Source organism: Marinobacterium aestuariivivens (assembly GCF_042661465.1).
GTDB lineage: Bacteria > Pseudomonadota > Gammaproteobacteria > Pseudomonadales > Balneatricaceae > Marinobacterium_A > Marinobacterium_A aestuariivivens.
In genome coordinates, this window is sequence record NZ_JBHSWE010000001.1 from 2817131 (window position 1) to 2838761 (window position 21631).

Annotated in this window: 17 protein-coding genes and 1 pseudogene; 7 read left to right on the forward strand and 11 right to left on the reverse strand. The window is 64.9% G+C overall.

The window, feature by feature from the left end:
* Positions 1-17 precede the first annotated feature (17 nt).
* The 3 genes from ACFQDL_RS14640 to ACFQDL_RS14650 all read left to right on the forward strand — a co-directional run bounded on the left by ACFQDL_RS14640 (position 18) and on the right by ACFQDL_RS14650 (position 1415).
* Positions 18-578: a gamma carbonic anhydrase family protein gene (locus ACFQDL_RS14640; protein ID WP_379909676.1), complete on the forward strand. Its 561-nt coding sequence runs from the start codon at positions 18-20 to the stop codon at positions 576-578.
* Positions 579-816: 238 nt separating this feature from the next.
* Positions 817-1107 carry a YkgJ family cysteine cluster protein gene (locus ACFQDL_RS14645; protein ID WP_379909677.1) on the forward strand — a complete coding sequence of 97 codons (291 nt, stop codon included), beginning with the start codon at positions 817-819 and terminating at the stop codon, positions 1105-1107.
* A gap of 104 nt (positions 1108-1211) precedes the next feature.
* Entirely contained in the window at positions 1212-1415 is a 204-nt protein-coding gene (locus ACFQDL_RS14650) for an antitoxin Xre/MbcA/ParS toxin-binding domain-containing protein (protein ID WP_379909678.1), read from the forward strand.
* A 328-nt stretch (positions 1416-1743) separates the two neighbouring features.
* Here ACFQDL_RS14650 and secB read toward each other — a convergent pair whose 3' ends face one another.
* From secB to ACFQDL_RS14665, 3 genes are read right to left on the reverse strand one after another with little or no spacing between them, the layout of a single operon-like run.
* Positions 1744-2235, reverse strand: coding sequence for a protein-export chaperone SecB (secB, locus tag ACFQDL_RS14655; RefSeq protein WP_379909679.1), 492 nt, complete (start codon positions 2233-2235; stop codon positions 1744-1746).
* 51 nt (positions 2236-2286) lie between these two features.
* The gene (gene grxC / locus ACFQDL_RS14660; protein ID WP_379909680.1) at positions 2287-2544 is read right to left on the reverse strand and encodes a glutaredoxin 3; all 258 of its coding nucleotides are present in this window, start codon (positions 2542-2544) and stop codon (positions 2287-2289) included.
* A 5-nt stretch (positions 2545-2549) separates the two neighbouring features.
* Positions 2550-2963: a rhodanese-like domain-containing protein gene (locus tag ACFQDL_RS14665; RefSeq protein ID WP_379909681.1), complete on the reverse strand. Its 414-nt coding sequence runs from the start codon at positions 2961-2963 to the stop codon at positions 2550-2552.
* A gap of 318 nt (positions 2964-3281) precedes the next feature.
* Here ACFQDL_RS14665 and gpmI point away from each other — a divergent pair, with 318 nt between their 5' ends.
* The 4 genes and pseudogenes from gpmI (at position 3282) to ACFQDL_RS14685 (ending at position 8176) form a co-directional block, all read left to right on the forward strand.
* Positions 3282-4832, forward strand: a complete 1551-nt coding sequence (gene gpmI, locus ACFQDL_RS14670; protein WP_379909682.1) for a 2,3-bisphosphoglycerate-independent phosphoglycerate mutase — start codon at positions 3282-3284, stop codon at positions 4830-4832.
* A gap of 47 nt (positions 4833-4879) precedes the next feature.
* Positions 4880-6010: a murein hydrolase activator EnvC family protein gene (locus ACFQDL_RS14675; protein ID WP_379909683.1), complete on the forward strand. Its 1131-nt coding sequence runs from the start codon at positions 4880-4882 to the stop codon at positions 6008-6010.
* A 66-nt stretch (positions 6011-6076) separates the two neighbouring features.
* The gene (locus tag ACFQDL_RS14680; protein ID WP_379909684.1) at positions 6077-7414 is read left to right on the forward strand and encodes a S41 family peptidase; all 1338 of its coding nucleotides are present in this window, start codon (positions 6077-6079) and stop codon (positions 7412-7414) included.
* 202 nt (positions 7415-7616) lie between these two features.
* Positions 7617-8176 (forward strand): annotated as a pseudogene (locus ACFQDL_RS14685) (divergent polysaccharide deacetylase family protein).
* A gap of 120 nt (positions 8177-8296) precedes the next feature.
* Here ACFQDL_RS14685 and astB read toward each other — a convergent pair.
* From astB to ACFQDL_RS14725, 8 genes are all read right to left on the reverse strand, one after another.
* Complete coding sequence (gene astB / locus ACFQDL_RS14690; RefSeq protein ID WP_379909685.1) at positions 8297-9631, reverse strand: N-succinylarginine dihydrolase; 1335 nt, start codon at positions 9629-9631, stop codon at positions 8297-8299.
* Between the two features lie 135 nt (positions 9632-9766).
* Positions 9767-11236 carry a succinylglutamate-semialdehyde dehydrogenase gene (gene astD / locus ACFQDL_RS14695; RefSeq protein WP_379909686.1) on the reverse strand — a complete coding sequence of 490 codons (1470 nt, stop codon included), beginning with the start codon at positions 11234-11236 and terminating at the stop codon, positions 9767-9769.
* Between the two features lie 2 nt (positions 11237-11238).
* On the reverse strand, positions 11239-12267 hold the full coding sequence (astA, locus tag ACFQDL_RS14700) for an arginine N-succinyltransferase (RefSeq protein WP_379909687.1): 1029 nt from the start codon (positions 12265-12267) through the stop codon (positions 11239-11241).
* A 100-nt stretch (positions 12268-12367) separates the two neighbouring features.
* On the reverse strand, positions 12368-13399 hold the full coding sequence (locus ACFQDL_RS14705) for an arginine N-succinyltransferase (protein WP_379909688.1): 1032 nt from the start codon (positions 13397-13399) through the stop codon (positions 12368-12370).
* Positions 13399-14646, reverse strand: a complete 1248-nt coding sequence (locus ACFQDL_RS14710) for a hydrolase (protein ID WP_379909689.1) — start codon at positions 14644-14646, stop codon at positions 13399-13401. Before ACFQDL_RS14710 ends, ACFQDL_RS14705 begins: the two co-directional genes overlap by 1 nt.
* A 527-nt stretch (positions 14647-15173) precedes the next feature.
* The gene (locus tag ACFQDL_RS14715; protein WP_379909691.1) at positions 15174-16400 is read right to left on the reverse strand and encodes an aspartate aminotransferase family protein; all 1227 of its coding nucleotides are present in this window, start codon (positions 16398-16400) and stop codon (positions 15174-15176) included.
* Between the two features lie 250 nt (positions 16401-16650).
* The gene (locus tag ACFQDL_RS14720) at positions 16651-19785 is read right to left on the reverse strand and encodes an NAD-glutamate dehydrogenase domain-containing protein (RefSeq protein WP_379909692.1); all 3135 of its coding nucleotides are present in this window, start codon (positions 19783-19785) and stop codon (positions 16651-16653) included.
* On the reverse strand, positions 19761-21470 hold the full coding sequence (locus ACFQDL_RS14725; protein ID WP_379909693.1) for a hypothetical protein: 1710 nt from the start codon (positions 21468-21470) through the stop codon (positions 19761-19763). Before ACFQDL_RS14725 ends, ACFQDL_RS14720 begins: the two co-directional genes overlap by 25 nt.
* Positions 21471-21631: the final 161 nt, after the last annotated feature.

Below are 21631 nucleotides of genomic sequence, written 5' to 3' on the forward strand. Positions count from 1 at the left end.
TTAGCGGGAGATCTGTGATGGCCATTTATGGATTGGGTGAAAAACGGCCGCTGCTGGCTGAAACCGTATACGTTCACGAACAGACGTCGGTTATCGGCGATGTCAGTATTGCCGGCAGGAGCTCGGTATGGCCGCAGGCCGTACTGCGGGGTGAGTCCGATGCGATATGCATTGGCAAGGGCTGCAATATCCAGGATGGCGCGGTATTACATGCTGCCCCGGGTTTTCCTGTCGAGATAGCGGATAACGCGACCATTGCGCTTCAGGCGACCATACAGGGCGGCCATGTAGGAGAAGGGAGTCTTGTCGGCATAGGTACCGTGATCCTCAATGGCGCGCGTATCGGTAAGAATTCATTGGTCGCGGCTGGAGCCGTAGTCACGGAGGGGACAACATTTCCCGATAACTCGCTGATCATGGGTATTCCCGCCAAAGCCGTCAGGTCGCTGACAGCCGAAGAGCGCACCCGGTTGCTGGAGAAGGCCAGGGGATACGTTAAAAAAGCCGCCACCTTTAAAAGCAAGCAGAAACTGATTGCCGAGGGACAGCTGGAGCCACTTTATAGTTGGATAGTTTGAGAAGCCGCAGGGGGTAGACCTGGATAGCGGACACTGTCTGATGCCGGTGTCTCAATTGCACATTGACCTGTTCCTGGCTGCTGGCGGCTTCTGACGGGACTCATGGCATTTGCTGTCGTCCTGTACGGCGCTGGATCTGAAGGGGCGGAGGATCGAGAGCGACCCGCGAACCGACTTCGATATCGCCGGATGCCGGATCGCGCTATGCTGGCGTCTCGAATTCCTGATTGTGTGATTTATGACCATCGAAGTGACGAACCTGCCGACAACCGAGGTGACCTGTGCGACCTGCAGTGCCAGCTGCTGTCGGCTCAAGGTCATGCTCCTGACCGATACCGGAGTGCCGGAGCGGTTTATCGAATACGACGACTGGGGCGGGGAGACGATGGCGCAGCTGGATGACGGCTGGTGTGCGGCGCTGGACCGCAACACCATGCTCTGTTCGATCTACGAGCGGCGGCCGCTGATCTGCCGCGAGTTCGAGATGGGCGCGGACGAGTGCCTGACCGAGCGCGCCGCCTATCCCTGACCGTTCCTTCCGGGCGCAAGCCTGACCCCGGTCACCGGGCAAACCCCGTCTCTTCTTTCTATACTTGGGGCCTCGACAACAGCGACAGGCACAGGGTGACCTCGATGGCTCCAGACGAAGCGCGACGAAGACTGATGGAGGCGGCGATTGGCTATTTCGGCAGCAGGGAGGCGGCACGGGAGTGGCTGAACAGCCCGCATTTCGGAATCGAGGGCATGACGCCTCAGCAGGTGCTGGACAGTACCCATCCGAGCGTCGAGCAGATCATGGACCTGATCAAGCAGCTGGAGGAAGGCGACAGTCCCTGAGGTGGGCGGTGCGGTTCGTTGCACTCACCGGCTCCCTGCGGAAAACGAAAAAGGGACCGGCGCCCTGGGCGGCCGGTCCCTTTTTATCTAGTCTGTAGGATGGGTGGAACGACGCCGGGCACGGGATTTCCGATCCTGCCGCGGCCAGGGCCGTCGTGCAACCCATCTGGAGGGGACGATTCAGCAACGGGGTGATGGGTTACGCCGCACAAAATCCGGTGCGTACCTACAGCACAGTGGCTCTGCGGCTCCACCCATCCTACTGTTACGTCCTCTGCTTTCACTCTAATCAGCGAAAAACTATTTTTAGTGGCTTACAGGCCTTTGATCAATGTGCCTGGCTTTCGCCTTCGGCCTGCTGCGCCGCCTGCTGCTGCATGCGCTGGGCGTAGAGGGCTTCGAAGTTCACCGGCGCCAGCATCAGGGCCGGGAAGCTGCCCTTGGTGGCCAGGCTGTCGACCGACTCGCGGGCATACGGGAACAGGATGTTCGGGCAGAAAGCGCCGAGGGTGTGGTTCAGTTCGGCTTCGCCGAGGCCCGCGATCTGGAAGATACCGGCCTGCTGCACTTCGATCAGGAAGGCGGTTTCCTCTTCGACCTTGGCGGTGACGGTCAGGGTCAGCACCACTTCGTAGTGGCTTTCGCCCAGGGTCTTGGTGCGGGTGTTCAGGTCCAGGTTGATCTCGGGCTTCCACTGCTTGGTGAAAACGGTCGGGGTGCCCGGGGCTTCCAGGGAGGCATCCTTGAGGTAGATGCGCTGGACGGAGAACTGCGGGCCGCTGGCCTGCTGGTTGCTGTTCTGTGCGTTTTCGTCAGCCATGGATCTGTTCCTTATTCGGTTCGGTTTATCGTGCGTAGGAAAATTGCCTGTTCATGCCTTCGCCAGCAGGTCGTCGAGATCGCCCTGGCGCTCCAGCGCATAAAGTTCGTCGCAACCGCCCACATGGGTGTCGCCGATGAAGATCTGCGGCACGGTACGGCGGCCGCTGCGCTCCATCATCTCGAGCCGTTTGGCCGGCTCCTGGTCGAGGTTGATTTCCCGGTATTCCAGCGCCTTGTGGTCCAGCAGCATCTTGGCGCGGACGCAGTAGGGGCACCAGGTGGTGGTGTAGATCAGGATATCGGACATGGATTTCACTTGATAACGGGCAGGTTCTGGCCTTTCCACTCGGTCATGCCGCCGCTGAGGCGGGAGACCTGCTCGAAGCCGGCTGCCTTGAGTTTCTTGGTGGCGGCACCGGCGGTCTGGCCGAGGTTGCAGACCACGATGACCGGGCGGGACTTGTACTTGTTCAGTTCCTCGAGACGCTTGTCGAGCTCTGCAATCGGTACATTGATGGCACTGGTGATATGGCCGTCGCCCCATTCCTTCTTGCTGCGGATATCGACAACGACCGCCTCTTCCTTGTTGATCAGCGTAACGGCCTGGGACGGCGTCACCGATTTGCCGCCCTTGCGGCTCTCGTTCAGCAGCACCAGCACCAGTGTGATCACCCAGGCTGCGATAAGGTAGGGATGATTGGTTACAAATTCGAACAAGTTTTCCATCTTGTATTCCACTGGGCTCGATTTCGCGAATGCGGTCATTCGCGGATGCGGTAAAAGTCAGCGCGTAAGTATACATTGACGACCGCAATGGCATAAGGGCTAGAAGGCACTCGAAACACGCGTAGGTTGGTCAGAGCGAAGCGAAGCCCAACAGAAAGAAGCTTCCAGATCTGCCCGCGCCCACTGGCCGCTCGCGATGTTGGGTTTCGGCCCTTCGGGCCTCTACCCAACCTACGGATGACTCTCAGTCGCATTGGCTATTGTTTGTGAGTAAAATGGTTTCTTTCGCACATGCACACTCAGACGAAAGACAGGCCCATGACAGAACCAAGAGTCCCCAGAGCACTGCTGATTCTCGACGGCTTCGGCGTCGAGCACACCGAATCTTCCGCGATCGAAGCGGCCAATACCCCGACCTGGGACCGGCTGCTGGCCGGCAACCCGAATGCCCGCATCGAGACGTCCGGCATGGCGGTGGGTCTGCCCGACGGGCAGATGGGCAACTCCGAAGTCGGTCATATGAATATCGGCGCGGGCCGGACTGTCTATCAGAATTTCACCCGCATCTCCAAGGCGATCAGCGACGGCGATTTTTTCGAAAATCCGGTACTGACCGCCGCGATGGACAAGGCGATTGCGGCGGGCAAGGCCGTGCATGTGCTGGGCCTGCTGTCGCCGGGCGGCGTTCACAGCCATGAGGATCACCTGATGGCGCTGCTGGATATGGCCGCCAAGCGGGGCGCCAGGGCGGTGTATCTGCACGGCATTCTCGACGGACGCGACATGCCGCCGCGCTCGGCCGAGCCGTCGATCGCCAAGGCCGAGGCCAAGTGCGCCGAGATCGGTGTCGGCGCCCTGGCGACCCTGGTGGGTCGCTACTATGCCATGGACCGCGACAACCGCTGGGACCGGGTGCAGGTCGCCTATGACGCCATGACGCTGGGGCAGGCGCCGCAGCAGGCGAAATCCGGTCAGGAGGCCCTGGCCGCGGCCTACGAGCGCGGCGAGAACGACGAGTTCGTCCAGGCCACCGTGCTGACCGACGAGGCCGGCCAGCCCCGTGGCACCGTGCAGGACGGCGACGTGATGATCTGCGCCAACTTCCGTCCGGACCGTGCCCGCGAGATCACCCGCGCCTTCGTCGACACCGATTTCGACGGATTCGAGCGCAGCGCCCGTCCGGCACTGGCGGACTTCGTGATGATGACCCAGTACGCGGCCGATATCGACTGCGCCTGCGCCTATCCGCCCGAAGCCATCTCCAACGATCTGGGCGAATATCTGTCCGGTCTCGGCAGGACCCAGCTGCGCATCGCCGAAACCGAGAAGTACGCCCATGTGACCTTCTTCTTCAACGGTGGCCAGGAAGCGGTCTACCCGGGCGAGGATCGCATCCTGGTGCCGTCGCCGGATGTCGCCACCTACGACCTGAAGCCGGAGATGAGTGCCCCCGAGGTGACCGAGAAACTCTGCGAGGCAATCCGCAGCGGTAAGTACGACCTGATCGTCTGCAACTTTGCCAACGGCGACATGGTCGGCCATACCGGCAAGTTCGATGCCGCGGTCAAGGCATGCGAAGTGGTCGACGACAGCATCCGCCAGGTACTCGAGGCCATGCGTGATGTCGGCGGCGAGACACTGATCACCGCCGACCACGGCAATGTCGAGCTGATGGTCAACCCGAAGACCGGCCAGCCCCATACCGCCCACACCAACTGGCCGGTGGCGCTGATCTACGACGGCCCACGTGCGCAGCAGGTCAGTATCGCCGACGGCGCGCTCTGCGACCTGGCGCCGACGCTGCTGGCGCTGATGGGGCTGGAGCAGCCCGCCGAAATGACCGGCAAATCCCTGGTGACCCTTAACTGAAGACCGCCGGGGCGGCTGCGTCCGCGGCCGCCCCAGGAATCCCTGCCATGATCCGAGCCCTGTCGCTGATGCTGTTGCTGCTGTACGGCGCTGCCCTGTCGGCTGCCGACAAGGAGGCAACCGAAGCACAGATTCAGCGGCTGCAAAAGGACATCGGGGCGTTGCAGAGTTCGATCAGCCGCCAGCAGGGCGAACGCAAGTCGCTGGAGCAGGCGCTGCGCGACAGCGAAGCCGAGATCGGCCAGGTCGGCAACCGCATGGCCGAACTGGACCGGCAGCTGGAACAGCTCGGCGGCCGGGTCGGCAGCCTCGAAGAGAAGCGCGATGCCTTGCGCCGCTCGGTTGCCGACAGCAGTGATCAGTTGAACCGCCAGTTGCGTAAGCAGTATCGCCTTGGACAGCAGCCGCGTCTGCAGCTGCTGCTGAACCAGCGGGACCCGGAGCAACTGGGGCGCATGTTGCGCTACTTCGACCTGATCAATGCCGAGCTGGTGGCCCGGCTCGACCATTACCGGCAGCAGCTGCAGGCGCTTGCCAGCACCGAGTCGGCCCTGGACGATACCCAGGCCGAACTGCTGGCCAGCCGCGAGGAGCTCGTGCAGCAGCGCGGTCGGCTCGAGAGTGCGCGCGAAAAGCGCCGCGCAACCCTGGCACAGCTGCGCAAGTCGATCGACAGCGAGCAGGGCCGGCTGCAGGCGCTGCAGGGCGACCGCAAGCGCCTGGAGGGCGTACTCGCCGAGATCGAGAAAGCGCTCAAGGCCGCCGAGCTGGCCCGGCGCAGCGAATCCCTGCCGCAACTCAGGGGCAAGCTCAACTGGCCGGTCGACGGACGCCTGCTGCGCGCCTTCGGCAACAGCGACACCGGCGTCAGTTACGACGGCATGCTGATCGCCGCGCCGGCTGGCCGCGAAGTGCGTGCGGTGCACCGTGGCCGGGTGGTATTCTCGGACTGGCTGCGGGGCTACGGCCTGCTGCTGATCATCGACCATGGGGGCGGCTACATGAGCCTCTACGGCCACAACCAGCGCCTGCTGAAGGAACCGGGCGCCTGGGTCGAGACCGGCGACAGGGTCTCGGTGGTCGGCAACAGCGGCGGCTATTCCGACCCCGCGCTCTATTTCGCCGTGCGCCACAACGGCAAGCCGACCGATCCCGCCCGCTGGCTGGCACGGAAATAGGTCGCGCGCCCGATTTCCCGTGTCACGGGCTACACTGAACCGGTGGTACTGATATAGGACACTGTTATGACGCTGTTGACATCTTCGCCAGGGACTTGGACGAAAACACTCGGCTCGTTGCTGTTGGCGCTGGCGCTCGCCGGGCCCGCCGTCGCGGCGGAGGAGACGGTGGAGCAGGAGATCGACGAGGTCGTTGTCGAGGAGGCGCCGCCGGTTCTGCCGCTGGATGAGCTGCGACTGTTCGCCGAGGTGTTCGAGCGCATCAAGACCGCCTATGTCGAGCCGGTCGACGATGCCCAGCTGCTCGAGGATGCGATACGCGGCATGATCGCCGGTCTCGATCCCCATTCGGCCTATCTCGAGCCGGAGGCCTACGAGGACCTGCAGGAACATACCAGCGGCGAGTTCGGTGGCCTGGGGCTCGAGGTCGGTCTGCAGGACGGTTTCGTGCGTGTTATCGCGCCGATCGACGATACCCCGGCACAGAAGGGCGGCATCAAGGCGGGCGATCTGATCGTCAAGCTCGACGATACGCCGGTGCAGGGGCTGTCGCTGAACGAGGCGGTGGCGCTGATGCGCGGCAAGCCGGGCGAGCCGATCGTGCTGACCATCGTTCGCGAAGGTGTCGAGAAACCCTTCGAAGTCAAACTGATCCGTGATGTCATCCGCGTCGCCAGTGTCCGTCACCGCGTGCTCGAGGATGGCTTCGGCTACCTGCGCGTTTCCCAGTTCCAGGTCAACACCGGCAAGGATCTGGTCGAGGCGATCGAGGATCTGCAGGACAAGGGGCCGTTGCGTGGACTGGTGCTGGACCTGCGCAACAACCCCGGCGGCGTCTTGCAGGCGGCGGTCGAGGTCAGCGACGCCTTCCTCGACGATGGCCTGATCGTCTATACCGAGGGACGTCTCGCCAATGCGGCACTGCGCTACAGCGCCAGCGCCAGGACCGCTGCACCGGAGGTGCCGCTGGTGGTGATGATCAACGCCGGCTCCGCCTCGGCATCGGAGATCGTCGCGGGCGCGCTGCAGGACCACAAGCGCGGCCTGATCCTGGGCACCGACAGCTTCGGCAAGGGCTCGGTGCAGACGATTCTGCCGCTGACGGCCGACCGCGCGGTGAAGCTGACCACGGCACGCTACTTCACCCCCAGCGGTCGCTCGATCCAGGCCCAGGGCATCGTGCCGGACATCCGGGTCGAGGAAGCCGAGGTGCGCAACCTCGAGAACGGCGACCGTCTCAAGGAGAGCGATCTGACCGGCCACCTGGTCAACGGCCAGAACAACGGCGAAAGCAACGGCGTCAAGGCCGACGACAAGCTGGTCGAACGCGACTTCCAGCTGTTCGAGGCGCTGAACCTGCTCAAGGCGCTGGTGATCCTGAAACCGGAATCGAAACAGGGCTGATGCGCCGTCGCGCGCTGCTGCTCGGGCTGGCGGCCCTGGCCGTGCAGGCCCGGGCCGCCGGGCCCCGGAACCGACCCGGTTGCAGCGGCGGGATGCCGTGGAGCAACCCCGTCTGCTGCTCGTGATCGACGATCTCGGCTACAGCCTGGCGCAGGGCCGTGCGACCCTGGCGCTGGGCAAGGAAGTGATGCTGCATGCGCCCATGGCGAACCGGCAGCAGCTGGCGCTGGGCCCCGGCGCCCTGACCCCGGGGATGGACAAGGCACTGTTCCAGCGCACGCTGCGCGCCGATCTCGATGCCGTGCCCCATGCCGTGGGACTCAACAACCATATGGGCAGTCTGCTGACGGCCCGGCGCGGGCCCATGGAGTGGGTGATGGAGGTGTTGCAGGAGCGCGGGCTGCTGTTCGTCGACAGCCGCACCAGCGCCGATACAGTTGCCTGGCGGGTCGCGCGCGAGCGCGGTATTCCGTCGCTGATGCGCGATGTCTTCCTCGATCATGAACAGACCGGGGCCTTCGTCGACAGCCAGTTCAGGAGGGCCCGGCGATCGCCCGGGAATACGGCTCGGCGCTGATGATCGGCCATCCCTACCCGGTGACCCTCGATTACCTCGAACGGGCCCTGCCGTCCTTGGACGAACAGGGCTTCCAGCGCCTGACCGTCTCGGCCTTCCTGCGCCAGCAGGCGGACTTCGCCCGCCTCGATCCGGCCGACAGCCGTTTGCTGAACACCCACCGCCGGCACTGGGGCCGGGGCTGAGACGAAACTGTTGGGTTCCGCTGCGCTCCACCCAACCTACCCGGTGCACTTCCCTTCGTAGGTTGGGTGAAGGCCCGAAGGGCCGCAACCCAACAGGCCGCAATCTGCGCGTAACCCCCTTCAGCGCTGAAACGGGTAAACCGATCCCAGGTTGAGGATCTGCGTCAGCTCGTCCAGCGCGAAACGGGTTTCCATCAGCAGCTTCGGATCGGCCAGGTCCCTTTCCTGCAGCCGGTCGCGGTAGTGCTTCTCGACCCAGCGGGTCAGCTCGCCGAAAAGCCCGTCGTTCATCAGCGTATGGGGGTTGACCGCCGCCCGTTCGGCGTCGGTCAGCACCACCCGCAGGCGCAGGCAGGCGGGGCCCCCGCCGTTGCTCATGCTCTGCTTGAGGTCGAAGATCTTCAGCTCGTCGATGCCGCTGCCGCTGGCGACCAGGTCCTGCAGGTAATGCCAGACCGCCGGTGTCTGGCGGCACTCCTCCGGGATCACCAGCAGGGTGCGGCCGTCGGGCAGTGACAGCAGCTGGCTGTTGAACAGGTAGGACTGCACCGCATCCTGCACCGAGACCTTTTCGGTCGGCACCTCGATGACATTGAAGTCGCCCTGCATCGCCCGGCTCAGGTCGCGCTTGACCGTCTGCTGGTCGAGAAAGGCCTGTTCGTGGCAGAACAGCAGGTTGCGGTTGCCGACGGCGATCACGTCGTTGTGGAAAACGCCCTGGTCGATCACGTCCGGATTCTGCTGGGCGTAGACCACATGCTGGCTGCTGAGCTGGTGCTTGCGCACGATCGCCTGGGACGCCTCGAAGGTATGGCGGGCCGGGTACTTGCGCGGCGCGGGCTTCCGGCTGTCGAAGGCGTAGCGGCCGAAGACGAAGAACTCGATACCGCGTTTGCCGTATTCGTGGCAGAAGCGGGTGTGGTTGGCCGCGCCTTCGTCGCCGAAGTGCTCGACACCCGGCAGGGCCGAGTGGTGACTGAAATGCTGCTCGTTCGGGAAGGTGGCACGCAGAATGCGGCCGGTGGTTTCGTGCTCGATCGAACGGTGGAACTTGTTGGTCAGGTTCGCCGGCGTGAAGTGCACCCGGCCGTCGTGGGTGTCGGCGCCGGGCGAGACGGTGGCGGCATTGGCCGTCCACATGCTCGAGGCCGAACAGCAGGCCGCCAGCACCCGCGGCGAATACTGCGCCGCCTGGAACAGCACATTGGCATCGGAGCCGCCGAAACCGAGGCGGCGCAGCGTCTGCACATCGGGGCGCTCCTGCGGTGCCAGCACGCCCTGCACCATGCCGAGATCGGCCAGCGCCTTCATCTTGGTCAGCCCCTGCAGCGCCGCCTGTTTCGGATTCGACGCCCGGGCCTGGTTCTTGTCCGAGGCAATATTGCCGAACGAGAGGCCGCTGTAGTTGTGGGTCGGTCCGACCAGACCGTCAAAATTCGCTTCAAAGGCTTTCATTTTATTGTGTCCCATTGGTTTGTGTTGGGTTTTGGCCCTGCGGGCCTTCACCCAACCTACGATGTGATGGGTAAACGGAGCGTACGTAGGTTGGGTGGAGCGAAGCGCAACCCAACACCGGCTTTAGGCGTTACCCTATTCGTTACCCAGGTCCAGACCCGGGGCCAGGGTGGCGGGCAGCTGGACCCTGTCCTGTTCGAGCCCGGCTACGGGGTAGGCGCAGTAGTCCGCCGCGTAGTAGGCGCTGGCGCGGTGGTTGCCGCTGGCGCCGATGCCGCCGAAGGGCGCGGCGCTGCTGGCGCCGGTGGTCTGGCGGTTCCAGTTGACGATGCCGGCGCGGATGCGTCGGATGAAGAGGTCGTACTGCTCGCGGCTGTCGCTGAGCAGACCGGCCGAGAGACCGTAGCGGGTGTTGTTGGCCTCGCCGATCGCCTGGTCGAAGTCGCGGTAGCGGATCAGCTGCAGCAGCGGACCGAAATACTCCTCGTCCGGCAGTTCGGCGACGGCGGTGACATCGAGCAGGCCCGGCGACAGCAGGCCGGTGCCCGGCTGCAGTTTCGCCATCTCGACCAGTTCGGTCGCCCCCATTTCCAGCAGCCGGCCGCGGGCGGCGAGCAACTGGTCGGCGGCCTTCTCGCTGATCAGGCTGCCCATGAACGGCTGCGGCTCCTCGTCGTAGCGGCCGACGCGGATCCCCCTGATCGCGCGCACCAGTGCCTCGACGAAGCGGTCGCCGGTCTCGCCCTCGGGCACCAGCAGGCGGCGGGCGCAGGTGCAGCGCTGGCCGGCACTGATATAGGCCGACTGGATGGTCTCGTGAACCGCGGCCGGGATGTCGCTGATCTCGCCGACCAGCAGCGGGTTGTTGCCGCCCATCTCCAGGGCCAGGATCTTGCCCGGGTGGCCGCCGAACTGGCGGTGCAGCAGTTCGCCGGTCTGGGAGCTGCCGGTGAAGAAGAGGCCGTCGATGTCCGGATGGCCCGCCAGGGCGATGCCGGTGTCCTTCTCGCCCTGCACCAGGTTGATGACGCCGGCCGGCAGACCCGCGGCTTCCCAGCATCTGACGGTCTGCTCGGCGACCAGCGGCGTCAGCTCGCTGGGCTTGAAGACGACGCAGTTTCCGGCCAGCAGCGCCGGTACGATATGGCCGTTGGGCAGGTGGCCCGGGAAATTGTAGGGCCCGAAGACCGCCACCACGCCATGGGGGCGGTGGCGCAGCACGGCGCGGGCGCCGGCGACCTCGGACTCGCGGTTGCCGGTACGCTCGTCGTGGGCGCGGATCGAGATTTCGATCTTGCCGATCATCGCGGCGACTTCGGTGCGGGCCTCCCACAGGGCCTTGCCGGTTTCGCGGCCGATGGCGTGGGCCAGCTCCTCCTTGCGGTCCTGCAGGATTTCGGCGAAGCGGCGGCAGATGTCGGCGCGCTCGGCGAAGGTGCGGTCGGACCAGTCCAGGAAGGCGCCGCGGGCGGCGCGCACGGCCCGGTCGACCTGGCCGGCGTCTGCGGCCTGGCCCTGCCAGACGGGTTCGCCGGTGGCGGGATTCTGTGACTCCAGGGCCTGGCCGGCACCGGCAAGCCACTCGTTTGCGATATACAGGGTCATGTTCAGGCTCTCCTTTCGGCAAACAGCGGGACGATCCGTACGGTGTCGCCGTTGCGAATGTTCAGGGCGGTAGCGGTCTCTGCGTCGAGACTGGCGATACTGTTGCGCAGACTCAGTGCGCGGCTGGTGCAGCAACGGAAACCGCCGCGCAGGGTGTTGCTGATCAGGTAGGGCTGGTCCTGCTCGGCCACGGACTCGATGCGGGCCTTGTAGTACAGGCTGTCCCTGACGGCCCGGATCTGCTGTACCGGGGCCTCGAGCATGGGGCCGGCATCGAAGATATCCACATAGTGGGTATAGCGCATGCCTTCGCTCTCGAGCAGCCGGCGCGCCGGCAGCGTGGCGTCGTGGGTCTTGCCGATCACCGCCCGCGCGGATTCGGGCAGCAGGTTGGTGTAAATGGTGTGCTTGGGCATCAGCTCGGCGATAAACACCTTGTTGCGGGTCGACAGCTGATCGGCCTGGGTGAAGTCGATCGAGAAGAAATGCCGGCCGAGCCCCTCCCAGAACGGCGAGATGCCGTTCTCGTCCGAGTAGCCGCGCATTTCGGCGATCAGGGTGTCGCTGAACAGGTGCGGGAATTCGGCCATGAACAGGAAGCGGCACTTGGACAGCAGGTGCCCATTGAGACTGCGGCGGTACTCGGGATCGAGAAACAGCGTACAGAGCTCGCTGAAGCCGGTCTGGTCGTTGCTGATGGTCAGGGTGTGCAGCTGGCGGTAGACGCCCAGTTCCCGGGACGCCTGGACCAGGGTACCGACGCGGTAGCTGTACCACACATCGTGCAGACCGACGGCGCCATGGATCGCACAGGTGCCGACCACCTGGCCGGTTTCGCTGTCCTCCATCACGAAGAGATAATAGGCATCGCGGCTGGAAGACTCGTCCTCGAAAGCCATCACGCCGGTTTCGATCATGTTGCGGACATGGTCGTCATCGTCCTGCATCGAGGTGAAGCCGGGACCGGTCTTGCGCGCCAGTTCGCGCAGCGCGGCCCTGTCATCCCGGTGCACCGGTCTAACGATCATCATAAGTTCTGAACCTCTTGTCGTTCTTCAGGGCGCAGCTTCCCTGTGGAACCGTTCGATTTACGTAGGTCACCTTGAGCGCAGCGAAACGTGCCGCTGGACTTCAGATCAGCAGGTCGTCGGCACCCAGTGCCAGCACCCGTACCGGATCACCGTCGCGTAGCCGCAACCGTTCGGCCACGTCCGGCGTTACCCGGGGACTGTCGGGGTTGCCGCGCACCATCAGTGCGCGGAAGTCGCCGGTCTCGCCGTTGCTCAGGATCAGCCACTGATCCGCGTCGGGCTGATCGTCGCTGACGCCCAGGGTTTTCTGCTGGCTCTGCCAGACCGAGCGGATATCGTCGGTGCGCACTTCCAGGGTCGGTCCGGCATCGAAAATATCGACGTAGCCGCGGTAGACGAAGCCCTCGTCCTCGAGCAGATCCATCACCGGTTCGATATCGGGACGCGGCTGGCCGATGGCATTGCGTGCCGCCTCGTTCAGCAGCGGCACATAGACCGGATAGTGGGGCATCAGCTCGGCAATGAAGGTCTTGCGGTTGATACCGGTCAGGTAGTCGGCCTGGGACAGGTCCATGCCGAAGAAATGGCGGCCGAGGCTTTCCCAGAACGGCGACTTGCCTTCGTGGTCGACCATGCCCTGCAGCTCGACCACGGTGCGGCGGGCGAAGCGCTTCGGATGCCCGGCAATGAACAGCATGCGGGCCCGCGACAGCAGGTGGATATTGGCCGCGGTCGCGGCATCCGGCGCCAGGTAGCGGGTGCAGAGCCGGCTGGTGCCGTTGTAGTCCTGGCACAGGTGCAGCGACGGGATGCGGTTGTGAATCTGCAGTTCCCGTGAGGCGTGCACCACTTCGTCGATGCGGTAGCTGTAGAACGGCGAGTCGAGACCGATGCTGGCTTCGATGCCGCTGATGCCGAGGATACGGCCGCTGTCACTGTCTTCGAGCACGAAGTGGTAGGACTCGCTGCCGGGCAGGCTGACCTTCTTGCGCAGCGAGCCCTGGGTCAGTCCGATCAGCTGGCCGAGGTATTCGCGATTGGCCGGCAGGGTGGTGATACTGCCGCGGGACTGCACCGCCAGCTGCTCGAGCTGCGGCAGGTCGGGAAAGTCGACGGGTCGGATAATCAGCATCAGCGTTTCTTCCCTTCTGTGTACAGGACATCGTTCAGCGCGCCATCGGCCAGCTTCATCAGGATCAGGGCGCTGAGCCTGGCACGCTCGGTGAAGCTGGATACCAGCATGTACTCGTCACTGCTGTGAATCTTGCCGCCCTGTACGCCCAGGGTATCGATGTTCGGTACGCCGGCGGCAGCCAGGTTGTTGCCGTCGCAGCAACCGCCGGTGGGTTTCCAGTCCAGCGCCATACCCAGTTGGGCACCGCAATCGCGGGCCAGTTCGAACAGCGCCTGGTTGGCGCGCGAAAGCTGTTTGGGCTTGCGGCCGAAACCGCCGTGCAGTTCCAGGCCGATTCCGTCGCGGGCATTGATCCGGGCGCCGATCCGGTCCAGCTGTTCGAGACACCAGGCTTCGTCCTCGGCTTTCTCGAGGCGGATATTGAAGCGCGCCATGGCGTTGTCCGGCACCACGTTGACGGCGCCGCCGCCATGGATGAAACCGGGATTGATCGTCACGCCTTCGCGCTGGCCGTTGAGGTCGTCCAGCGCCGAGATGTAGTCGCACAGTGCCCGCACCGCGTTGCGGCCCAGGTGATGTTCGCGTCCGGCATGGGCGGCGCGCCCGTGGACCACGACGCTGAAATTGCCGCTGCCCTTGCGTGCGCCGGCCAGGGTACCGTCCGGCATGCAGGGTTCGTAGATCAGGCCGAGGTCGACGCGGCTGGCGGCTTCGGCGATCAGCGGTGCCGAGCCCGGTGAGCCGATCTCCTCGTCCGGGTTGAACAGGATCTCCCAGCCGATCTGCGCGGCGAAGGGGCTGCGCTCCAGCGCTTCCAGCGCCTTGAGCATCACCATCAGTCCGCCCTTGAGATCGGCGACGCCGGGGCCGTTGAGGGTGTTGTCGTCGAGCCAGCGCACCGACTGGAAACTGTGGTCGGCGGCGAACACCGTATCCATATGACCGCAGAGGAACAGCTGCAGCGGCGCCTCGGGACGCTTGCGGATCCGCAGCGCATCGCCGAGTGGAAAGTGACGGCTTTCACCCTGTTCGTCGATCAGCGTGTAGGGCGCGACCGGCAGTACCTCGGCTTCGCCGCCCAGTTCCTCGCAATAGCGCTGCAGGGTCTCCCGTACCCGGTTGACGCCGGCGGCGTTGAGGCTGCCCGAATTGATTTCCGCCAGCTCCAGGGTGCGCGCCAGCATGACCTCCTGCTGGCTGTTAAGCCATTCGAGCCAGGGAGCGTATCGGGCATCGGCAGTCATCGTCGGCAGTCCTTGTTGTGTTGTCTTGATACTCATTATTGTTGATTGTCGCGGTCATCGACAGGGCATAACTGTCGCTGAGGCGACGTAGTTTTTTTGAATTTGTGATTCGGGCGGATGTAGGTTGGGTGGAGCGCAGCGCAACCCAACACTGGCGGGAGGTTACGGGTTACGGGTTACGGGTTACGGGTTACGGGTTACGGGTGACGGTGCCACGCCCCATTCGCTGCGGGGCGCAGCTCCTACCCTGTGGGAGATTCTATGGTTCATGGCCACCCCTAATCGCCCCCCGTGGCAGGTGCCATGGCCGATATTTCGTAGGAGCCTCGCCCCGAGGCGAAAGGTTCCGGTACCGAGGTTGTTCGCACCGGGGAAGTGCCCTTTGGGTACGGCGCTCCTACGGCGGGCGCCGAAATTTCCGAGGGCGGCTTCAGCCGCAAATAACCGCCATCGGCGTTGGCTGAAGCCACTCCCACAAAAGCCCCAACAATCAGGGCGTGTCAGGTACCGTAGAAACGCCTGACGCCTTAGGCGCAGTTTTCGACCTCGAGCACCCTGGCGACGGCCTGGTCGAGCAGCGCCATGCCTGCGCGGATGTCCTCGTCGGGGATGATCAGCGACGGCGTCATGCGCAGCACGTTGGGGCCAGCGACCAGCAGCATCAGCCCCAGGTCGCGGGCGGCGGCGAGGAACTTCGGTGCCTGACCCTGGAGGTTTTCGGCCAGCTCGGCGCCGATCAGCAGGCCTGCGCTGCGGATCTCGCGGAAGCAGTGGTGGCGCTGGTTGATCGCCTCGAGCTGCTCGACGAACAGCTGCTGCTTGCGCTTGACGCCGTCCAGCAGTTCCGGGTCGTCGACGATATCCAGTACCGCTTTGGCGACGGCGCAGCCGAGCGGGTTGCCGCCGTAGGTGGTGCCGTGGCTGCCGATGTTCAGGCTCTTGGCGATCTCGCGGCGCGTCGGCATGGCGCCGATGGGGAAGCCGCCGCCCAGGGCCTTGGCGGTGGTCAGGATATCGGGTGTCACGCCCAGCGCTTCATAGGCATAGAGGCTGCCGGTGCGGCCGACGCCGGTCTGCACCTCGTCGAAGATCAGCAGTGCCTGGTGTTCGTCGCACAGTTCGCGCACGGCGCGGGCGAATTCGGGATCCGCCGGCACGACGCCGCCTTCGCCCTGAACCGGCTCCATCACCACGGCACAGGTGCGCTCGGAGATCGCATTGCGCAGCGCCTCGATATCGTTGTAGGGCACATGGCTGATGCCGGCCGGTACCGGCTCGAAACCTTCGCGATACTTGGCCTGGCCGCCGACCGAAACGGTGAACAGGGTGCGGCCGTGGAACGCCTGGTTGAAGGCGATGATTTCGTGCTTGCCGGCGCCCTGGTGGTCATGGGCGTATTTACGCGCCAGCTTGAAGGCCGCCTCGTTGGCCTCGGCGCCGGAGTTGCAGAAGAACACCTGGTCGGCGAAGGTGCGCCCGGTCAGCTTCCGCGCCAGCTCCAGTGCCGGCTCGTTGGTGAAGACGTTGCTCAGGTGCCAGACCTTGTCGGCCTGATCCTTCAGCGTCTTGACCAGCGCAGGGTGGCGATGGCCGAGGACGTTGACGGCGATGCCGCCGGCGAAGTCGATGTACTCGCGGCCCTGCTGGTCCCAGAGACGGGAACCTTCACCGCGTACCGGGATGATGGCCGGCGGGTTGTAGTTGGGTACCATGACTTCATCGAAGGTGTCGCGACTGACAGCGGTGTGCGTCATTTGAATTCTCCTTTTTTATAACTGATTGGGGCCGTCTGGCTCATGTGGTTTCAGGGACAGCCCGATAATTTGATTGGCCCTGCGGCGGGTTGTAGTTCGGCGCCCTCCATAGCCACTTCATCGAAGGTGTCGCGGCTTACGATATTCTGGGTCATTTGTTATCTCCTTTTTTAGCGCCTGGTGCGCTGACCGGCGGCTTTTGGCCGCCGGATGCGGAGGGCGCTCGATGGGGCGCCCGGTTATCGATTCGTTAAAGCGGTTTCAGGCTGCCCAGCTCGCGCACGGCGACGGACAGCATGGCCAGGTCGGGCGTTTCGTTGAAGCGGACCTCGGCGAAGGTCTGTTGCAGGTTGTCGAGCAGCGGCAATGCGCGGGTCTGCCACTGTGACAGCCGTGCGCCGGGCTCGGTGGTGAAATCGGTGGTGTCGAGTATCCAGCGGCTGATCTGAAGCTGGGCACTGTCGACCTCCCGCGCCAGGGTCGCGCGGGCCTTGCGCTGCCACAGATCGCGTTCCGGAAGAGCCTCGATGCATCGGCGCAGCGGTTTCAGCGGAAGCTGCTGCTCGAGCGCGAAGTAGACGCCGGCGGCGGTCTGGCTGTTCTGGTCGCGGCTGCCAGCCAGGGCGACGATCGACAGCAGCGGGTACTGCCAGGGCAGGGCCGCAAGCTGGGCGGCCAGTGTTTCCGGTACGCCGCCCGCCATCAGCTCGGCGCGGGTATGCTGCAGCAGCTCCCGGTCCCCGCTGTCGAGCAGTTCCGGCAGTCGCTGCCGCAGCCCGGCGACCTCCCGGGTGAAGATTGCCATCTGTTCCGGGCGGGCGAAGACCTGCTGCGACTGGCGCAACAGCCACAGGGCGGTGCGTTCGACCAGGTCCTGGATCGCGGCGAGCTGGCCGCGGAAAATGCCGTCGTCGAGATCGCACTCCAGCGCCTCGAGCCCGCTCCAGAGGCGGTCGATCTCCAGAATCCGGCAGGCGGCCTCGAAGGCGCGCACCGCATCGAGCGCCCGGCAGCGGGTTTCCGACTGCAGGTAGCTGACGAAGGTTTCACCCATGCGGTTGCACAGGCGGTTGGTGAGATGGGTGGCCAGCAGCTCGGTACGCAGTGGATGCAGTGCCAGTTCAGCCCCGTGGTGCCGGCGGATCGGTGCCGGGAAGTAATGCTGCAGCGCCTCCAGCAGTTCCCGGTCGTCGGCCAGGCCCTCGGCGATCAGCTGATCGCACAGCCAGAGCTTGCCGTAGGCCAGCAGCACCGCGATTTCGGGCCGGCTCAGCCCCTGACCTTCGCGGGCCAGGTGGTCGAGCTGTTCGTCGCCCGGCAACTGCTCCAGTTCACGATTCAGACGGCCGGCTTTTTCCAGCTGCTGGATCAGGCGGCGCTGGTCGTTGATCCGGCTGGGCGCCTGGCCGTCGGCAAGGCTGAGGATCTGGCTCTGGCCGTAGTTGTGCCTCAGCACCAGCTTCGCGACCTCGTCGGTCATGCTCTCGAGCAGGCGGTTGCGCTCGGTCTCGCCGAGCGTGCCGGCTGCGACCTGCTGGTTGAGCAGGATCTTCAGGTTGACCTCGTGGTCGGAGGAATCAACGCCGCCGGCATTGTCGATCGCATCGGTGTTGACCCGCCCGCCGGCACGGGCGTACTCGATGCGTGCCCGCTGGGTGAGCCCCAGGTTGCCGCCTTCGCCGATCACTTTCACCCTCAGGTCGCCGGCATCGACCCTCAGGTTGTCGTTGCTGCGATCGCCGACCTCGTCGTGGCTCTCAAGGCTGGCCTTGACGTAGGTGCCGATGCCGCCGTTCCACAGCAGGTCGACCGGCGCCTTGAGGAGGGTGCGGATCAGCTCGTTGGGGGTGAAGCGGGTCTGGTCGGTGCCCAGCGCGACCTTCGCCTCGTCGCTCAGGTCGATGTGCTTGGCGCTGCGCCGGTAGAGACCGCCGCCTGTGGAGATGAGGCCGAGATCGTAATCCTCCCAGCTCGAGCGCGGCAGCTCGAACAGGCGCTTGCGCTCCTGCCAGCCGGTGGCCGCGTCCGGGTTGGGATCGATGAAGATATGCTGGTGGTTGAAGGCCGCGACCAGGCGGATATGGCGTGACAGCAGCATGCCGTTGCCGAAGACATCGCCGGCCATGTCGCCGATGCCGATGACGGTGAAGTCCTCGCGCTGGCAGTCGCGGTTCTGCTCGCGGAACAGGCGCTTGACCGACTCCCAGGCACCGCGGGCGGTGATGCCCATCTTCTTGTGGTCGTAGCCGTTGCTGCCGCCGGAGGCGAAGGCGTCGCCGAGCCAGAAGCCGTACTCGGCGCTGATGCGGTTGGCGATATCGGAGAAGGTAGCGGTGCCCTTGTCGGCGGCGACCACCAGGTAGGGGTCGTCGCCGTCGTGGCGCACGACCTGCGGCGGCGGCACGATCTCATCGCCGACCCGGTTGTCGGTGATGTCGAGCAGGCCGCGGATAAAGGTCTCGTAGCAGCGGATCACCTCGGCCTGGACGGCGTTGCGGTCGCCCCCTTCGGGCAGCTGCTTGGGCACGAAGCCGCCCTTGGCGCCGACCGGCACGATGACGGCGTTCTTGACCATCTGCGCCTTGACGAGGCCGAGCACCTCGGTGCGGAAATCCTCGCGCCGGTCGGACCAGCGCAGACCGCCGCGGGCGATGGGGCCGGCACGCAGGTGCACGCCCTCGACCCAGGGCGCATAGACGAAGATCTCGAAGGCCGGGCGCGGCTCGGGGGCGAAGGTCAGGGCGCGGGTGTTGAGCTTGAAGGACAGGTAGCCCTTCTCGCGGCCGCCGTCGGTCTGCGTGCCGTCGGTTTGATAGTAGTTGGTGCGCAGCATCGCCTGAATGACGCCGAGGTAGTGGCGCAGGATGCGGTCTTCGTCGAGGTTCTCCACAGCCTCCAGTGCCGCCAGCAGCGACTCGGTCAGGGCCTGCTCCTCGGTGGCGCGGTCGCCCTCGACCCGGGGATCGAAGCGCAGCGCGAAGAGGGCGCAGAGCTGGCGGCTCAGCGCCGGATTGCGCGCCAGCGCCTGCTCGATGTAGTGCTGGCTGAAGGGGACGCCGAGCTGCTGCAGGTATTTGCTGATCGCCCGCAGCAGGGTGACGTTGCGATATCCGAGCCCGGCACGCAGCACCAGCTGGTGAAAGCGGTCGTCCTCGAGTTCGCCGCCGTAGGTGCGGGTGAAGCTCTGCTGGAACTGGTCGCGCACCTCGGCGGACGCCAGGTCCAGCTCAGGATCGCAGGCCAGCTGGAAGTCGATGATCCAGCCCGGCTGTTCATTGCTGCGGGGCGTCAATTGATAGGGGGTGGCGCTCAGCACGCGCACGCCCAGGTGTTCGAGGATCGGCAGCACATCGGACAGCGTCATGTCGCGGCCGCAGCCCAGCACCCGCAGGCCCAGGCGGCCAGGGCCAGCGGTTCGAGCCGGGTGGCCAGCTGCTGGTCGCTTTTCAGTGCGGCCAGCTGCTTGAGGTCTGCGACCGCGGTTGTCAGGTCGGTCGCTTCGCGGTAGGCCAGCGGCAGACGACCGGCGAAACGGCCGAAGAGGCTGTTGCCCCGGTATTCGCCGAGGTCCTGTTCGAGCGCCCGCTGCAGTTTGTCCGGCCAGCTTTCCATGGCATCGAGCACCAGGGTGTAGAGACGGTCGCGGTCATATTCGACCCGACGGGCCTGGCGGCAATGGATGCAGAATTCGATCAGTGCCAGCGGCTCTTCCGACAGTCGTACGCCGAACTCGGCGCTGTGGCCGCCCAGTTCCGCCAGCAGGATCTCCTGCACCGCGACCCGCAGCTGGGTGTTGTACTGATCCCGCGGCACCAGCATCAGCACCTTGATGAAGCGGTCGTGGGCGTCGGGGCGCAGGAAGAGGCCGAGGCGGCGGCGCTCGACGCAGTCGAGCATGCCGAGGATGGTCTCGCGCAGCTGCTCGTAGCCGCTCTGCAGCATTTCGTCCCGCGGATAGTTGAACAGCAGGTGGCGCAGTGCCTTGTAGCCGTGGCTGTCCCGCGACAGGCCCGAGCTTTCGAGCAGCCGGCGCACATGCCGGCGGATCAGCGGGATCTGGCTGACCGGGGTGTCGTAGGCCTGGCTCGAGTAGAGGCCGAAGAAGCGCCACTCGCCGATCAGCCGGCCGTCGCCGTCGAGGTTTTTTACGCCGATATAGTCGAGGTGACGGTTTTGCTGAACCGTGGAACGGGTCGTCGAGCGGGTCAGCACCAGCCGCTGCGGGGCGCGCAGCAGCTCGCTCTGGTCGGCGTCCAGGCGGATCAGTCGCTTCGACTCGGATACCGGATCACGGAAGCAGCCCAGCCCCGAGCCGTCGCGGTAATGCAGCTGGTAGCAGCCGCTTTCGTCGGTCCCGATATCGTAGTAGCGGTAGCCGACGAAGAGAAAATGCTCGTCGGCCAGCCAGCGCAGAAAGTCGACCGTCTCGGAATCACGGTCGTCCGCCGTTTCGCAGGCGCGGGCGGCTTCTTCCACCCGTTCCAGCATCGCCTGCCAGTCGGCGACGCTGCAATGCACGTCTTCAAGAACGCGTGCCAGGGCATCCCGGACCTCGGCCAGCGCCGCCGGGTCTGCCTGGCGGTCGATTTCGAAACGTACCAGGGCCTCGGTGCGCGCGCCCGGCACCTTGCTTTCGCAGAGTTCGAGCAACCGGCCCTCGCTGTCGCGACGCAGATGCAGCGCCGGGTAGGCCTGGTGATGGATGCGGATGCCCAGGCGGGCGAGTTCCGACAGGCAACTGGCAGCGATAAAGGGCTGATCGTCCATCAGGATCTCGATCAGGCTGTGGTCGCAGTGCCAGGCATCCTGCTGCGGGTCGGTGTTGAATACCGCCAGCCCGATGGTGCCGGCACGATGCTGTTGCAGGCGCTGCCAGGCGCAGAGCAGGGCGCCGTACAGATCTTGCGGCCGCAACTGTCCGTCCATCAGCTGGTGGCGGAAACAGGCGCCTAGAAGCTGCTTGAGCTGGCGGGCTTCGCTGGCAGGGTGCCGGGCATTTATCAGCGCTTCGATGTCTGAATCGGTGCCTGGCGCAACCGGTGAACTTTCGACTGTCGGGGAGATATCCATCGGTAGTATCGGCTTCTTGTTGTTCGCGGATGGGGAGTGAAAATTATTATCCGCAAACCACGGGGCAGCCGACAGCGGGATAATTTTGCCCAGGCGACCCCGATTTTCACCTGGCTGCCATCCGCCGGGAGCGCCGGGGACTTTTCCCGTGCGCGGGCGTT

Coding starts and splice junctions, on each gene's coding strand:
- ACFQDL_RS14640 (WP_379909676.1), top strand. CDS start 18: ATGGCCATTTATGGATTGGGTGAAAAACGGCCGCTGCTGGCTGAAACC.
- ACFQDL_RS14645 (WP_379909677.1), top strand. CDS start 817: ATGACCATCGAAGTGACGAACCTGCCGACAACCGAGGTGACCTGTGCG.
- ACFQDL_RS14650 (WP_379909678.1), top strand. CDS start 1,212: ATGGCTCCAGACGAAGCGCGACGAAGACTGATGGAGGCGGCGATTGGC.
- secB (WP_379909679.1), bottom strand. CDS start 2,235: ATGGCTGACGAAAACGCACAGAACAGCAACCAGCAGGCCAGCGGCCCG.
- grxC (WP_379909680.1), bottom strand. CDS start 2,544: ATGTCCGATATCCTGATCTACACCACCACCTGGTGCCCCTACTGCGTC.
- ACFQDL_RS14665 (WP_379909681.1), bottom strand. CDS start 2,963: ATGGAAAACTTGTTCGAATTTGTAACCAATCATCCCTACCTTATCGCA.
- gpmI (WP_379909682.1), top strand. CDS start 3,282: ATGACAGAACCAAGAGTCCCCAGAGCACTGCTGATTCTCGACGGCTTC.
- ACFQDL_RS14675 (WP_379909683.1), top strand. CDS start 4,880: ATGATCCGAGCCCTGTCGCTGATGCTGTTGCTGCTGTACGGCGCTGCC.
- ACFQDL_RS14680 (WP_379909684.1), top strand. CDS start 6,077: ATGACGCTGTTGACATCTTCGCCAGGGACTTGGACGAAAACACTCGGC.
- astB (WP_379909685.1), bottom strand. CDS start 9,631: ATGAAAGCCTTTGAAGCGAATTTTGACGGTCTGGTCGGACCGACCCAC.
- astD (WP_379909686.1), bottom strand. CDS start 11,236: ATGACCCTGTATATCGCAAACGAGTGGCTTGCCGGTGCCGGCCAGGCC.
- astA (WP_379909687.1), bottom strand. CDS start 12,267: ATGATGATCGTTAGACCGGTGCACCGGGATGACAGGGCCGCGCTGCGC.
- ACFQDL_RS14705 (WP_379909688.1), bottom strand. CDS start 13,399: ATGCTGATTATCCGACCCGTCGACTTTCCCGACCTGCCGCAGCTCGAG.
- ACFQDL_RS14710 (WP_379909689.1), bottom strand. CDS start 14,646: ATGACTGCCGATGCCCGATACGCTCCCTGGCTCGAATGGCTTAACAGC.
- ACFQDL_RS14715 (WP_379909691.1), bottom strand. CDS start 16,400: ATGACGCACACCGCTGTCAGTCGCGACACCTTCGATGAAGTCATGGTA.
- ACFQDL_RS14725 (WP_379909693.1), bottom strand. CDS start 21,470: ATGGATATCTCCCCGACAGTCGAAAGTTCACCGGTTGCGCCAGGCACC.